Raw genomic sequence first — 14,181 nt, forward strand, 5'->3', positions numbered from 1 at the left:
TCCTCGCCCCCCTCATCGTCGGACTTGGCGGCGCGATCATCGAGCGCGTGGCCCTGTCGCGGCTTTACAACCTCGATCCGCTTTATGGCCTGCTCTTCACCTTCGGCCTTGCGCTGGTGATCGAAGGCACGTTCCGCTATTATTATGGCGCTGCCGGTCAGCCCTATGCGGTGCCGCCGTCACTGGCAGGCGGGCATAATCTCGGCTTCATGTTCCTGCCGAACTATCGCGCCTGGGTGGTTGTTGCCTCGCTTTTCGTCTGCCTCGGCACCTGGCTTCTGGTCGAAAAGACCAAGCTCGGCGCCTATCTGCGTGCCGCGACTGAAAACCCCACTTTGGTCAAGGCCTTCGGCATCAATGTGCCGCTGCTTCTCACCTTCACCTATGCGCTGGGTGCTGCCCTTGCCGGTGTCGCAGGCATCATGGCGGCCCCGATCTATCAGGTCAGTCCACTGATGGGCTCCAACATCATCATCGTGGTCTTTGCCGTGGTGGTTGTCGGCGGCATGGGGTCAATCCTCGGCGCCATCATCACCGGCTATGTGCTGGGGCTGGCGGAAGGTCTGACCAAGGTCTTCTATCCGGAAGCCTCCAGCATCGTCATCTTCGTCATCATGGCTATCGTCCTTCTGGTTCGACCCGCCGGACTGTTCGGGAAGGAGGCCTGATATGGCTGATACCGCTCTCAAGGCCACTTCCAAGGCAACCGCAGCACCGCGCGACAGCAAGGCACCTGCCGTCAACAGCCTCTCGATCATCGTGCTCGGCATCGCCCTCGTCGGACTGCTGGCAGCACCCTTCATGGTCTACCCCATCTTCCTGATGAAGATGCTGTGCTTTGCGCTGTTCGCCTCCGCCTTCAACCTTCTGTTGGGCTATACAGGCATTCTCTCCTTCGGCCATGCGGCCTTCTTCGGCGGTGCGGCCTATATCACAGCCCATACGGTGAAGGTCTGGGGCGTCACGCCGGAACTCGGCCTCGTGCTCGGCGTTCTCGCCGCAGCAGCGCTTGGCCTCGTCATCGGTTATCTCGCCATTCGCCGTCAGGGCATCTATTCGACGATGATTACGCTGGCGCTGGCGCAGATGTTCTTCTTCTTTTGCCTGCAGGCTTCCTTCACTCATGGCGAAGACGGATTGCAGGGTGTGCCGCGCGGGTTTCTCTTCGGCATCATCGATCTCAACCAGCCGATGAACATGTATTATTTCGTGCTGGCCGTGTTCGTGCTGGGCGTCTTTATCATCTGGCGCATCATCAATTCGCCCTTTGGCATGATCCTGAAGTCAGTGCGCGAGAATGAAAACCGCGCGATCTCGCTCGGTTACTCCGTCAACCGCTACAAGCTTGCAGCCTTCGTCATGTCGGCAGGGCTTGCAGGCCTCGCGGGCGGCTTGAAGGCGCTTGTCTTCCAGTTCGCAACACTGACCGATGTCGGCTGGCAGATGTCGGGCGAGGTCATCCTGATGACGCTTCTCGGCGGCATCGGAACCCTCATCGGCCCCATCGTCGGCGCAGCCTTTGTCGTCGCCCTGCAGAACTATCTCGCTACATCCGACTTCCCCGTCACAATCGTCACGGGCCTCATCTTCATGGCATGCGTCCTCCTCTTCCGGAAAGGAATCGTGGGCGAGTTCTATGCATCGCGGATTGGAAAGAAACTCTTCGGCTAACCAACATTTCGGGAGCCGCACGCTCGCTCGATAGCGGCTCCGCTTTTTACTGGATATGAGATCATGACCGACACCTACGATTACATCGTGGTTGGCGCGGGCACGGCAGGTTGCGCGCTTGCGAACCGGCTTTCCGCAGACCAGAACCGCTCCGTACTGCTGCTGGAGGCAGGCGGAAAAGACAATTACGCCTGGATTCACATCCCGGTTGGCTATCTCTACTGCATCGGCAATCCGCGCACCGACTGGTGCTTCACCACGGAAGCCGAACCGGGGCTGAACGGTCGTTCGCTCGGCTATCCGCGCGGCAAGGTGCTTGGCGGCTGCTCCTCCATCAATGGCATGATCTATATGCGCGGTCAGGCCCGTGACTACGACCTGTGGCGTCAGGCCGGGTGCGACGGCTGGGGCTGGGACGATGTCCTGCCGCTGTTCAAGAAATCGGAAGACTATTTTGCGGGTGCCAGCGATGTGCATGGCGCGGGCGGTGAATGGCGTGTCGAGAACGCCCGCCTGCACTGGGATATTCTGGATGCCTTTCGCGATGCAGCGGTCTCTGCGGGCATCCCCGCCACCGACGATTTCAATCGCGGTGACAATGAAGGCGTGTCCTATTTCAAGGTCAACCAGAAGCGTGGCATTCGCTGGAATACCGCCAAGGCGTTTTTGCGCCCGGCACTGGATCGCAAGAATCTGACGGTCGAAACCGGCGCGCATGTGCGCCGCATCGAGATCAAGGAACTGCGCGCCACCGGCGTCACTTTCGACCAGAACGGCACCACCCGCACGGTAAAGGCAAAGCGCGAGGTCATTCTGGCTGCCGGTGCAGTCGGCTCGCCGCAAATCCTGGAACTGTCGGGCATCGGGCGCGGCGACGTGCTGCAGCAGGCGGGCATCCCTGTGAAGCTGGAGCGCAAGCAGCTCGGCGAAAACCTGCAGGATCACTTGCAATTACGCTGCGCATACAAGGTTACAGGCATTCCGACCCTTAACGAAAAAGCCAACAAGCTTGTCGGTAAGGCAATGATCGGACTGGAATATCTGCTGCGGCAATCCGGTCCCATGTCAATGGCGCCAAGCCAGCTCGGCGTTTTCACCCGTTCGGACCCGTCCTTTGAGACCGCCAACCTGCAATATCACGTGCAGCCGCTGAGCCTGGAAAAGTTCGGCGAAAACGTCCACCCCTTCCCTGCCTTCACGGCAAGCGTATGCAATCTGCGCCCCGACAGCCGCGGCTCGATCCATATCAAGTCGCCGGATCATCGCGCCCAACCGGCAATCAGACCGAATTATCTCGCCACCGAAAGCGACCGCCGCGTCGCCGCCGACGCCATCCGTATCACGCGCCATATCGTGGCACAGGCACCGTTGCAGAAGTTCAGCCCCGAGGAGTTCAAGCCGGGTCCTGCTTACGAAACGCAAGAGCAGTTGGAAAAGGCAGCTGGCGATATCGGCACAACGATTTTCCATCCGGTCGGCACCTGCCGCATGGGGCAGGACGCAGAAGCAATCGTCGATCCCCGCCTGCGCTTCAACGGCATTGCGGGCTTGCGCGTCGCCGATGCCTCGGTCATGCCGACCATCACTTCCGGCAACACCAACTCACCGACTCTCATGATCGCCGAGAAGGCCGCACAGATGATTATTGCTGACAACCGATAAGCAAGCGAGATGGGCGGAAATGGCAATCCGCTCACCGTCTCGTGAACGCAATTTCGGCATCATGGCTTCGGCAAATTCTGAAATAATTTTCCTTGTTTATTGCCCGACAAAAGGGAATTATCGGCAACAAGGTGGGCAGGGGGAGAAAGATCATCTCAAAAGATCGCTTTCCGGGACCGGCTCTCCAAAGTCTTTAAACAAGGAAAACAAAATGTCGTCAGTCCTTTCCCGCTACACGCTGACCCGTCGCGCCGGTCTGAAAGCCCTTCTCTTCACCGCAGCCGCACTGACTGTCGGCTTCGCGTCGGCGCCGAGCCACGCAGAAGACAAGACCATCAAGGTCGGCATCATGGGCGGCGAAGACGAAGACGTCTGGAAAGTCGTTGCCGAAGAAGGCAAGAAGCACGGCCTCAACATCGAGCGCGTGACCTTCAACGATTACAACCAGCCGAACGAAGCTCTGGAACGCAAGGAAATCGACGCCAACGCCTTCCAGCACAAGCCTTATCTGGACGAGCAGATCAAGCAGCACGGCTACAAGATCAGCGTCGCCGGCTACACCGCCGTCTGGCCGATCGGCATCTATTCGCGCAAGCACAAGAGCCTTGACGAGCTGAAGGAAGGCGCCGTCGTCGGCGTGCCGAACGATCCGTCGAACGAAGGCCGCGCGCTTCGCGTTCTGGAAGAAAAGGGCCTCATCAAGCTGAAGCCGGATGCGGGCATTCTGGCCACCCCGATCGACATTGTCGAAAATCCGAAGAAGCTTGAGATCAAGGAACTCGACGCCGGTGTTGTCGGCCGTTCCATCGATGACCTCGATGCAGCCATCGTGAACAACGACTGGGCAGCAAAGGCAGGCCTCAACAAGGAAGAGGCAATCGGCTGGGAATCGAAGGAAAACAACCCCTACAACAACTTCATCGCGGTCCGCACCGAAGATGAAAACGCTGAATGGGTGAAGAATCTCGTGGCCTCGTTCCAGAACGACGCCGTGAAGGCCGAAATCGACCGTGCCTACAAGGGCACCGGCATCCCGGCCTGGAAATAATTGCTTTTGATGCTTGAAAGACCGCGCCGGAACCGTTTCCGGCGCGGCTTTTATTGACGTACCGACAAAAATTGCCCTAAAGCATCGCCACAGCGAAAGCTGATGGCTTGAGCCAGGCATCATCCTTCCTTGAAGCCTTATCGAATACAACAAGCCGCTGCCCGCAGCGGCCTATCCAGACATAGAAGAAACGACCGTGACCATTGAAAAGCCGCCCGCCACATCAGCGCCCATCGTCGAGATGAAAGACGTGCGCCGAATGTTCGGCGATACGGCAGCTATCAACGGCGTTTCGCTTTCCGTCGCGCGCGGTGAAATCCTTGGCATCATTGGTCGCAGCGGCGCGGGCAAATCCACGCTGATCCGTTGCGTCAACGGCCTTGAAAAGCCGGATGCCGGTTCGATCCTGATCGAAGGGCGCGAAATCACCGGCCTTGGCGAAGACGCACTGCGTCCCGTGCGCCGCCGCATCGGCATGGTGTTCCAGCATTTCAATCTGCTTTCGGCCAAGACCGTTGCCGAAAACATCACCCTGCCCCTGAAAATCGCGGGCAAGCCGAAGGCCGAACGCGCCAGGCGTGTTGCGGAACTTCTCGAACTGGTCGGCCTTTCCGACAAGGCAAAGCACTATCCCGCCCAACTTTCCGGCGGCCAGAAGCAACGCGTCGGCATTGCCCGCGCCCTTGCCGCCGAACCTGCCGTGCTGCTTTCGGACGAGGCGACATCCGCGCTCGACCCGGAAACCACCCAGTCTATTCTGGCCCTGCTGAAAGACATCAACACCAAGCTCGGCCTTACCATCCTGCTCATCACGCATGAGATGGAAGTGATCCGCCGCATTGCCGATCGTGTGATCGTGCTGGACCACGGCGCCATCGCCGAGGAAGGTCCGGTCTGGAAGGTCTTCGCCAATCCGCAATCGCCCGTCACACAGAGCATGTTGCAGGTGCTGACGCCGGAACTGCCTACCATCTGGCGCGACCGGCTGGAGAAATCCGGCAACCTCGCCGTGCTGAAGGTAAAGCTGTCGGGCGCAGCCGCAAAAGGCGCGTTCTTCAACGATGTTTCCGCTGCCACCGGCGTGGCGCCGCAGCTCATCCATGGCGGCATGGATACGATTCAGGGTGAGCCGGTCGGCACGCTCTTCATCGGCCTGCCCGCAGAGGACAAGGCGAAACTCGACGCCGCAATCACCTATCTCAACACCCATGCAGACGCCACGGAGGTACTCGGCTATGTCTCAGGCGATGCTTGATCTTCTCTGGCGCTCCTTCTGGGAGACCATCATCATGACCGGTTTTTCGAGCCTGATCTCGCTCGTCGTCGGTCTGCCGCTCGCACTCATCATGATCCTGACTGAACGGGGTGGCCTCGCACAGAACCTGACGCTGAACACGATCCTCGGCGCCATCATCAACGGTTTCCGCTCGGTTCCGTTCATCATTCTGCTGGTGGCGCTCATTCCCGTCACGCGCTTCATCGTCGGCACATCCATCGGCACATGGGCGTCCATCGTGCCTTTGTCCATTGCCGCCATCCCCTACTATGCGCGCATTGCGGAAGTGTCGCTGCGTGAAGTGGATCATGGCCTCATCGAAGCCGCGCGCTCCATGGGCGCAAACCGCTGGACCATCGTGCGCGAAGTGCTCGTTCCCGAAGCCCTGCCCGGCATCGTTGCAGGCTTTACGGTCACGATCATCACACTGGTCGGCGCATCGGCAATGGCAGGCGCTATCGGTGCGGGCGGTCTCGGCGACCTTGCCATTCGCTACGGCTATCAGCGCTTCGAGACGCAGATCATGATCGCGGTCGTAATCATCCTCATCATCATGGTTTGTGGCATCCAGTGGATCGGCGACCGGCTGGTGGGCCGTCTCGACAAGCGTAACCTGCGCGCCTGAGCCAACTCTTATCGCTTCCTCTCACGGAAACCCGCTTCCAGCGTGTTTCCGTCGGGATCGAAGACTAGAGCCGCGTAATAGCCCATCTCTTCGGGGCCCTGATAGCCTGGGCTCCCACTATCCCTGCCGCCCGCCTCCAGTGCAGCTTGATGGAACGACTCGACCGCCTCGCGGCTTCCGGCTGTAAACATGAGATGCAGACGGTCGCCAGGCTTGTCCTCGCCATCACCCGCCCCATCGTGGCCGCCATGGATCCACAGAAACGGAACCGGTGCCCGCTCTCCCCCACTGACAAAGAAGCCGGTGCCCGAACGGGCAATGACCTCCAGGCCGAGTTCTGGCATGCAGCTTTCGTAAAAAGAAAGGCTGCGATTGACGTTACGGGCTTTGAATCCGATGTGATCGAAGAGCGACATGAGATTCAATATATCGCGGCCAATTATAAAGAAAAGCGGCGCTCCCCAATTTGGAAAGCGCCGCTATCAATCTTCAATACTTGATAATATCGACGGTTATCCGCGTGTGCGGGCCAAACCATCCTTCGCAGGCTGGTATTTCGGATCGAGCTGTACGGCCCGTGAATAGGAATTCGCAGCCTTGGCCTTGTCGCCATTGTGCTCATAGACAAGCGCCTGATTGGCCCAGCTTTCCGCCACGTTCTGGTCGAGCGTGATGGCGGTGTTGAAATCGTCGAAGGCGTTGTCGTAGTCGCCAAGCGCCACATAGGAAATGCCGCGACCGTTATAAGGCTCCGGCGCCGTGGAATTGAGTGAAATTGCCTTGGAGAAATCCTCGATGGCCTGCTTGTGCTGACCCTTGGCCTGATAGATCAGGCCACGATTGTGATAGGCGCGACCATCGGTCGTCTGCAGGGCGATAGCCTGATTGAAGTCGCTGAGCGCCTGATCGAGACGTCCGGCCTGACGGTAGACATTGCCTCGGCCGATATAGGCGGCGTCATATTGCGAATTGAGCTGGATGGCCTTGCTGTAATCCTGCACGGCCTTGGTGCTGTCGCCCATATAACGATAGACCAGCGCGCGATTGGCATAGGCCTGATAGAAATTCGGATTGAGCGCTATTGCCTGATCGAAATCGCGCAGCGCTTCCTTGTAGCGCCCGGACTTGCCATAGGCGGAACCACGCACATTGTAGCCTTCCGGATCGCGCGGATTGCTCTGGATCACGCTTGTCAGCGAACTGATGTTCTCGCTCGATCCTTGCGCCGTGTCGACAGTGCTGAGTGCCGTAGTTGTGGAGCTTTGGCAACCGGCAACGGTCAAAGCCAGAAGTGCGGCGGCAATGAGAAGGCCGTTCCGACCTGTTCCACCCAATGCTTCAATTCCCGAAACTTTCATTCCAGACGATTGCATCATCTTCAAGCGCGTGGGCAACGACTGCATTCCTTTCAGCTCGCATAGGGTGCAAGACCCTTCTGCCTCTTCTCCATCCCGTAGCCAAATCCGCTTTGGGGATTCTCGCCTCTGCCGGATTATTCTGTCTGTTACGGTACTATACTGGCCTCAACCACCAGATAAAAACAGCAAAAAGGCGGCATTTTCTTCAGCTTGGTTTACTTTTGGATAGCCCGCTTGACAGTTGGATATCCTAATTATTGTTTTTACACATATTGGCACGCGAGGAGTCCAGAAACTTTTCGTAACGCCGCATTAAAAATGGAAGCCTGAACAAATGAAAATATATGTGTTGGTCTGATTTTCGACATTTGCACGCTTCGGATGCAGGCATCGAGCAAATGTCGAATTCAGTGCACTCGCTGACCTAAAACCGCTTCGCAAGGTGCGGGAAACAATCGCAAATATCTGAGGTCAAAACATGCAAAATCCGGCGCAAGCGAAAGCCAGCACCGGAAAGCAAAAAAGGCGCTGTTCAACAGCGCCTGTTTTTAAAGTCGATCAGCGAGCGCCCGGACGGCCGCCGATAAGGCCTTCACGCTGTGCGCGCTTACGGGCCAGCTTGCGTGCACGACGAACGGCTTCTGCCTTTTCGCGAGCGCGCTTTTCGGACGGCTTTTCATAGTGGCCGCGCATCTTCATTTCGCGGAAGATACCTTCGCGCTGCATCTTTTTCTTGAGAGCGCGGAGAGCCTGATCAACATTATTATCGCGGACGAGTACCTGCACGTGTATTCCCGTATCGGTTAGAATTTCGGTTAAGCCTGAGGCCGTTAGGGGGTCTTTTAACGATTTCAGCCGGTCTGACCGGCCGATCAACGCCCAAAGGCTCCCAAGCTTCGCAACGGATACGCTGCAAATTGGTCGTGGCTATTACCAGAAAGAGCCTAGCCTGTCCACCTCAAGATGCAACTTTGCCCACCGGCTTGCGCGAAATACCGGCTTGCACACGATTTACTATAGTCCCAATCGTGCGAATAGGCTAAGCGGCACGTGTTTCCCGCATAATTCAGCCTCAATGACTGCCCATAGCATTTCGCCAGAAAACCGATAGTGCTTCCTCTCAATTTATCCGATTCTCCTGATGCCCCTCCGCAAACGACTCGTTATCCAGTTCACAGGCTATGAAGGCCTGCACCCCAAGGCCGTCCGCGTGCGCCACGCGCAGGCGCTGAAAGATTTCGACCGCCTGTGGAAAGCAAAGACCAGGCTTCCGCCTATGACGGAGGAGCCTGATGATTGTGGCACGCTGACCGCCATCACCACGGGCAATGGCTGGCAGACGGAAACCGAGTTCTGCCAGTTTGGCACTGCGGATATTTTTGACGATTACGCCGCGCGCTCGACGCCAAAACGTATGCTGACCGGCATTCACGCATTCTTGAACATCCTCTTCACCGGAACGCTGTGGCGCTATCTGAAGACGAGCTGGCGCTTTGTCCTGTTTTTCCTGTGGCCGTTTCTGCTGTCACTGGCGATTCTGGGCATCACTGCCCTGCTCGCCTTTGCACCGATGGCCGCAGGACTTTCGGCCTTGCATCTTCTCTGGTCGGCGCCGCTTGCAGCCATCGTCGCAACCCTGCTCGTGCGCAAGCCAGGCGATCAGTTTTTCATGTCCTATCTGCTCGACGACTGGTCTGCGGCCTATGATCGTATTCACGGACGCAACGAAAAGCTCAACCAGCGGCGCAAGGCTTTTGCAGAAAGCCTGAAGCGGAAAATCGAAGCCAGCAATGCCGATGAGGTCATCATCGTTGCGCATAGTCTCGGCACGGTTCCGGCAGTGGAAGCGCTTGCCGACCTTCAGCGCGAGCGCCCCGATCTTCTGGCAAAACAGCCGGTCTCTCTGCTTGCCATCGGCTCATGTCTGATGATGATCGCGCTTCATCCCAAGGCAAAGTCGCTGCGCGAGGACGCGCGCGTGGTGATCGAGGAAAGCCCCGTCCTGTGGTCGGAATTTCAGGTGCTGACCGACATCATTCACTTCTACGGCTCGGACCCGGCCAAGGTTCTCAGGCTTAAGACCGCCAACCCGCCGCTCATCAACCGCATACGCTTCAAGAACGTGCACAGCGAAAGCCGTTACAAGCGCTCGAAAGGCAATTTCTTCCTGATGCATCTGCTTTATATGCGCGGGGCGGAGAAGAAGAATTTTTACGATTTCGGCATGTTCCTGCACGGCCCGTTCTTCTTCCGCGAACTGATGACCGAGCACAAAGAAAAAGCCGCCCCTCTCGATGAAGAAGGACGGCTTCCGGTTCAGTACCGCAAAGCGGCTTAACCTTCCGGTGGCGCCACAACGGCAATGGTGAGCCAGGTTGCGGTCAGTGCTGGCTTCAGCGAGTTTTCGATTTCGAGCGTCACATCATAATGATTGACCACCCGGCCTGACGGGCGGATATCTGCATCCGCCAGCTTGAAGCGGGCGCGCACGCGCGAACCGGTCTTGACCGGCGACAGGAAGCGCAGCTTGTCGAAGCCGTAATTGATGCCCATCGTGGCCCCCTCCAGCATCGGCAGCGCTTCATAGGCCAGCGTCGAGAGCAGCGACAGCGTCAGAAAGCCGTGCGCGATGGTGCCGCCGAAAGGCGTTTCCTTGGCAGCGCGTTCCGGATCGACATGAATGAACTGATGATCGTCGGTCGCATCCGCGAACTGGTTGATCATTTCCTGCGTGACTTCGCGCCACTCGGAACATCCGATTTCCGTGCCGATTGCCTCGCGCAACTGGTCGAGCGTGATTGCGTCTTTCATTCGCTGGCTATTCCTGCTGATGTGATTTGCCTTGTGTTTAACCCATAAAACTCAAGCGGCAACCAGAATTTCCCGTGCAATATCATCCCAGTGCGAGAAAACCTGATGCGCACCCTTGCCCGTCAATTTTTCTGCGTGCCCGACATAAGTATGTCCGCCGCCCGTATAGCCGAACGCCGTCATGCCAGCCGCGATGGCTCCTTCGACACCGAAGGGCGAATCCTCGATCACCACGCAGCGCGCCGGATCGACACCCATTTTGTCGGCTGCGAACAGGAACAGGTCTGGCGCTGGCTTGCCGCGCTTGACCATGCTGGACGAATAAACCGCATCGCCGAAATAATGGCTGATACCGGTTTTTTCCAGACTGAACGCAATGCGCTCCGGCTGCGACGACGAAGCCACGCAGCGCTTTTGCGGCAGTTCGCGCAGGAAGTCGGCAATGCCCACCGTCGGCTCCAACGCTTCGGCAAACAGGACCTGAGTTTCGGGCCAGAACTGGCTTATGGCCTCATCCGGCAGGCGATGCCCGGTCATATCCTCGATCATCTTCATGATATCGGCCTGCTTCATGCCGATGCCCTTGGCGACCGTGCCTTCCGGCAGTTCCATGCCGTGATTGGCATAGACCCGCTCGAAAGCCAGACAGGAAAGCGGCTCGCTATCGACGAGAACGCCGTCGCAATCGAAGATCACGAGATCGAAAGAGGATACGCTGCTCATTTTGGCTCCAATGGCCTGCTAAAGGGATGCCTATTTTGTCGCGCAGTTTGAAGGTGCGCGCGCGCCGGTGTTGATATAGAGACTGTTCATCTATTACGCACCTATATCAACACAAGCGTGACAAATTTATCTCGCCTGTGCGGATTTGACATTTTGCGGAGAGTTTCATGACGACAAATGTGGCACTGGTTGGACTGGCGCGCGATCTCGCAGCGCGGGCAGAAACCGGCAAGCCGATCCGCATCGGTCTGATTGGCGCTGGCGAAATGGGAACGGACATCGTCACGCAGGTGGCGCGGATGCAAGGTATCGAAGTCGGCGCACTTTCCGCCCGCAGGCTTCCCAATACATTCAAAGCCGTTCGCACCGCCTATGGCGACGAGGAGAACGCGCAGGAAGCCAACAGCGAAGCGGCAATGACCCGCGCAATCGAAGCGGGCAAGATCGCCGTCACCGGCGACAATGACCTGATCCTGTCCAATCCGCTGCTCGATGTCATCATCGATGCGACCGGTATTCCGGAAGTGGGTGCAGATACCGGCATCAAGGCCATCCGCAACGGCAAGCATCTCGTCATGATGAATGTCGAGGCGGATGTCACCATCGGCCCGTACCTCAAGGCCGAGGCCGACAAGCAGGGCGTGATCTATTCCCTTGGCGCGGGCGATGAGCCGTCGTCCTGTATGGAGCTGATCGAGTTCGTTTCAGCGCTTGGCTATGAAGTCGTGTCGGCTGGCAAGGGCAAGAACAATCCACTCAACTTCGACGCCACACCCGACGATTACAGGCAAGAAGCGGACCGCCGGAACATGAATGTCCGCCTGTTGGTGGAATTCATCGACGGCTCGAAAACCATGGTGGAGATGGCAGCCATTGCCAATGCCACCGGTCTCGTTCCCGATATTGCCGGCATGCACGGTCCCCGCGCAAGCATCGACCAGCTAAGCCAGACGCTTATCCCGCAGGCAGATGGCGGCGTTCTCAGCAAAAGCGGCGTAGTCGATTATTCCATCGGAAAAGGCGTTTCACCTGGCGTGTTCGTTGTGGCCAAGATGGACCACCCTCGCCTCAACGAACGACTGGAAGACCTGAAAATTGGCAAAGGCCCCTATTTCACCTTCCACCGCCCTTACCATCTTACTTCGCTGGAAGTGCCGCTGACAGTGGCCCGTGTCGTGCTGCACGGCAAGACCGATATGGTGCCGCTGCCAAAGCCTGTGGCGGAAGTCTGTGCGGTTGCCAAGAAGGATTTGCAGCCCGGCGATCATCTGGATGCTATCGGGCAATATTGCTACCGCTCATGGATCATGACGACGCCGGAAGCGCGTGCAGCCAAGGCCATTCCCTGCGGCCTGCTGCAGAACGGCACAGTCATCGCGCCGATCAGGAAGGGTGAACTCATCACCTATGCCAATGCGGCACCGCAGCCCGGCTCCAGAATCGCCGAACTGCGCGCTTTGCAGGATGCCATGTTAGGGCAGTAAGGCAGTAGGGCAATATGGCAGTATGTTTAGGGGAGTAATGGAGTAAGGCGAAGACGGGCAGCATGTCCGCAAGTCAAACATACTGCCCTAATGCCTTACTGCCCTATTGCCTTCCCCTAGTGGTCGAGGGCCTTCACAATACTCTCCACCATCTTCTTCGCGTCGGCGAAGAGCATCATGGTGTTGTCGCGGAAGAACAGTTCGTTTTCCACGCCTGCATAGCCGGAACCCATGCCGCGCTTGATGAACAGAACCGTGCCAGCCTTGTCGACATCGAGGATCGGCATGCCGAAGATCGGTGACTTCGGATCGGTCTTCGCAGCCGGATTGGTGACGTCATTCGCGCCGATCACGAAGGCAACATCGGCCTGCGCGAATTCCGAATTGATGTCTTCCAGCTCGAATACTTCATCGTAAGGCACGTTGGCCTCGGCCAGAAGCACGTTCATATGCCCCGGCATACGACCGGCAACCGGATGGATGGCATATTTGACTTCCACGCCTTCCGCCTTGAGCTTGTCGGCCATTTCACGCAGCGCGTGCTGGGCCTGCGCCACCGCCATGCCGTAGCCCGGCACGATGATGACCTTGGAAGCGTTCTTCATGATGAACGCCGCATCGTCGGCAGAACCCTGCTTGACCGGGCGCTGTTCGACCTCACCAGCCGGACCGCCGGACGTATCGCCGCCAAAGCCGCCGAGAATAACCGAGATGAACGAACGGTTCATGCCCTTGCACATGATGTAGGACAGGATCGCACCGGACGAACCGACCAGCGCACCGGTGATGATGAGCGCCAGATTGCCGAGCGTGAAACCGATGCCTGCCGCTGCCCAGCCCGAATAGGAGTTGAGCATGGAAACGACAACCGGCATGTCCGCGCCGCCGATTGGCACGATGATAAGCACGCCAAACACCAGCGACAGAAGCACGATCAGCCAGAACACGAAATGGCTTTCGGTGTTCGTGAGCACGACGATCAGCAACACGATGGCTGCAGCCAGAACCGCATTGATGACGTGGCGTCCCGGCAGCATGATCGGTTTGCCCGACATGCGCCCGTCAAGCTTGAGGAAGGCGATGATCGAGCCGGTGAAGGTGATGGCACCAATGGCAACGCCCAGCGACATTTCCACGAGCGCCTGACCGTGGATCTGACCCACTTCGCCAATCCCGAAGGAATGCGGCGAATAAAGCGCGGCGGCAGCCACCAGAACGGCGGCAAGACCGATCAGCGAGTGGAACGCGGCCACGAGCTGCGGCATGGCCGTCATGGCGATGCGGCGCGCGATGACTGCACCGATGCCGCCACCGATGGCGATGCCGACGACGATGAGTGCCAGACCGCCGAAGCTTGGACGCGCCAGCAGAAGCGTGGTGACGATGGAAATCGCCATACCAATCATGCCGTACATATTGCCCTGACGGCTGGTTGTCGGATGCGACAGGCCGCGCAGCGCCAGAATGAACAGCACGCCGGAGACGAGATAAAGGAAGGCTGCGAGATTAACGCTCATAATGGT

General features: G+C 58.1%; 14 protein-coding genes. 8 read left to right on the plus strand and 6 right to left on the minus strand.

The annotated features are described in order from the left end of the window. The 6 genes from MKS82_RS09390 to MKS82_RS09415 form a co-directional block, all read left to right on the plus strand. A partial coding sequence (locus MKS82_RS09390) for a branched-chain amino acid ABC transporter permease (RefSeq protein ID WP_240578664.1) occupies nt 1–668 on the plus strand: 668 nt, incomplete at its 5' end. 1 nt (nt 669) lies between these two features. Continuing rightward, nucleotides 670–1,671, plus strand: coding sequence for a branched-chain amino acid ABC transporter permease (locus tag MKS82_RS09395; protein ID WP_109987347.1), 1,002 nt, complete (start codon nt 670–672; stop codon nt 1,669–1,671). A gap of 63 nt (nt 1,672–1,734) precedes the next feature. Continuing rightward, nucleotides 1,735–3,333 (plus strand): GMC family oxidoreductase, encoded by a 1,599-nt coding sequence (locus tag MKS82_RS09400; protein ID WP_109987348.1) that lies wholly within the window; start codon nt 1,735–1,737, stop codon nt 3,331–3,333. 211 nt (nt 3,334–3,544) lie between these two features. After that, complete coding sequence (locus MKS82_RS09405) at nt 3,545–4,381, plus strand: MetQ/NlpA family ABC transporter substrate-binding protein (RefSeq protein ID WP_109987349.1); 837 nt, start codon at nt 3,545–3,547, stop codon at nt 4,379–4,381. A 196-nt stretch (nt 4,382–4,577) separates the two neighbouring features. Next, the gene (locus tag MKS82_RS09410) at nt 4,578–5,636 is read left to right on the plus strand and encodes a methionine ABC transporter ATP-binding protein (protein ID WP_109987350.1); all 1,059 of its coding nucleotides are present in this window, start codon (nt 4,578–4,580) and stop codon (nt 5,634–5,636) included. After that, nucleotides 5,617–6,282: a methionine ABC transporter permease gene (locus MKS82_RS09415; protein ID WP_109987351.1), complete on the plus strand. Its 666-nt coding sequence runs from the start codon at nt 5,617–5,619 to the stop codon at nt 6,280–6,282. The genes MKS82_RS09410 and MKS82_RS09415 overlap by 20 nt, the downstream gene beginning before the upstream one ends. 8 nt (nt 6,283–6,290) lie before the next feature. Here MKS82_RS09415 and MKS82_RS09420 read toward each other — a convergent pair whose 3' ends face one another. From MKS82_RS09420 to rpsU, 3 genes are all read right to left on the minus strand, one after another. Then, nucleotides 6,291–6,698 (minus strand): VOC family protein, encoded by a 408-nt coding sequence (locus tag MKS82_RS09420; protein ID WP_109987352.1) that lies wholly within the window; start codon nt 6,696–6,698, stop codon nt 6,291–6,293. Nucleotides 6,699–6,794: 96 nt separating this feature from the next. Then, complete coding sequence (locus MKS82_RS09425; protein ID WP_240578665.1) at nt 6,795–7,685, minus strand: tetratricopeptide repeat protein; 891 nt, start codon at nt 7,683–7,685, stop codon at nt 6,795–6,797. A 513-nt stretch (nt 7,686–8,198) separates the two neighbouring features. Next, on the minus strand, nt 8,199–8,426 hold the full coding sequence (gene rpsU / locus MKS82_RS09430) for a 30S ribosomal protein S21 (RefSeq protein WP_010659458.1): 228 nt from the start codon (nt 8,424–8,426) through the stop codon (nt 8,199–8,201). Nucleotides 8,427–8,781: 355 nt separating this feature from the next. Between rpsU and MKS82_RS09435 the strand changes: the two genes are divergently transcribed. Further along, nucleotides 8,782–9,978: an alpha/beta hydrolase gene (locus MKS82_RS09435; RefSeq protein WP_109987354.1), complete on the plus strand. Its 1,197-nt coding sequence runs from the start codon at nt 8,782–8,784 to the stop codon at nt 9,976–9,978. Here the strand turns inward: MKS82_RS09435 and MKS82_RS09440 are convergent. Next, on the minus strand, nt 9,975–10,451 hold the full coding sequence (locus MKS82_RS09440; RefSeq protein WP_061345786.1) for a MaoC family dehydratase: 477 nt from the start codon (nt 10,449–10,451) through the stop codon (nt 9,975–9,977). The genes MKS82_RS09435 and MKS82_RS09440 overlap by 4 nt on opposite strands. Nucleotides 10,452–10,502: 51 nt before the next feature. Next, the gene (locus MKS82_RS09445) at nt 10,503–11,174 is read right to left on the minus strand and encodes an HAD family hydrolase (protein WP_240578666.1); all 672 of its coding nucleotides are present in this window, start codon (nt 11,172–11,174) and stop codon (nt 10,503–10,505) included. A 167-nt stretch (nt 11,175–11,341) separates the two neighbouring features. On the opposite strand from MKS82_RS09445, the gene MKS82_RS09450 reads away from it, so the two are divergent. Next, entirely contained in the window at nt 11,342–12,658 is a 1,317-nt protein-coding gene (locus tag MKS82_RS09450; protein ID WP_109987356.1) for a 1-deoxy-D-ribulose 5-phosphate reductoisomerase, read from the plus strand. Between the two features lie 116 nt (nt 12,659–12,774). On the opposite strand, the gene MKS82_RS09455 is transcribed toward MKS82_RS09450, so the two are convergent. Next, nucleotides 12,775–14,175 carry an NAD(P)(+) transhydrogenase (Re/Si-specific) subunit beta gene (locus tag MKS82_RS09455; protein ID WP_109987357.1) on the minus strand — a complete coding sequence of 467 codons (1,401 nt, stop codon included), beginning with the start codon at nt 14,173–14,175 and terminating at the stop codon, nt 12,775–12,777. Between the last annotated feature and the right edge of the window lie 6 nt (nt 14,176–14,181).

Source organism: Ochrobactrum sp. A-1 (genome assembly GCF_022488005.1).
GTDB lineage: Bacteria > Pseudomonadota > Alphaproteobacteria > Rhizobiales > Rhizobiaceae > Brucella.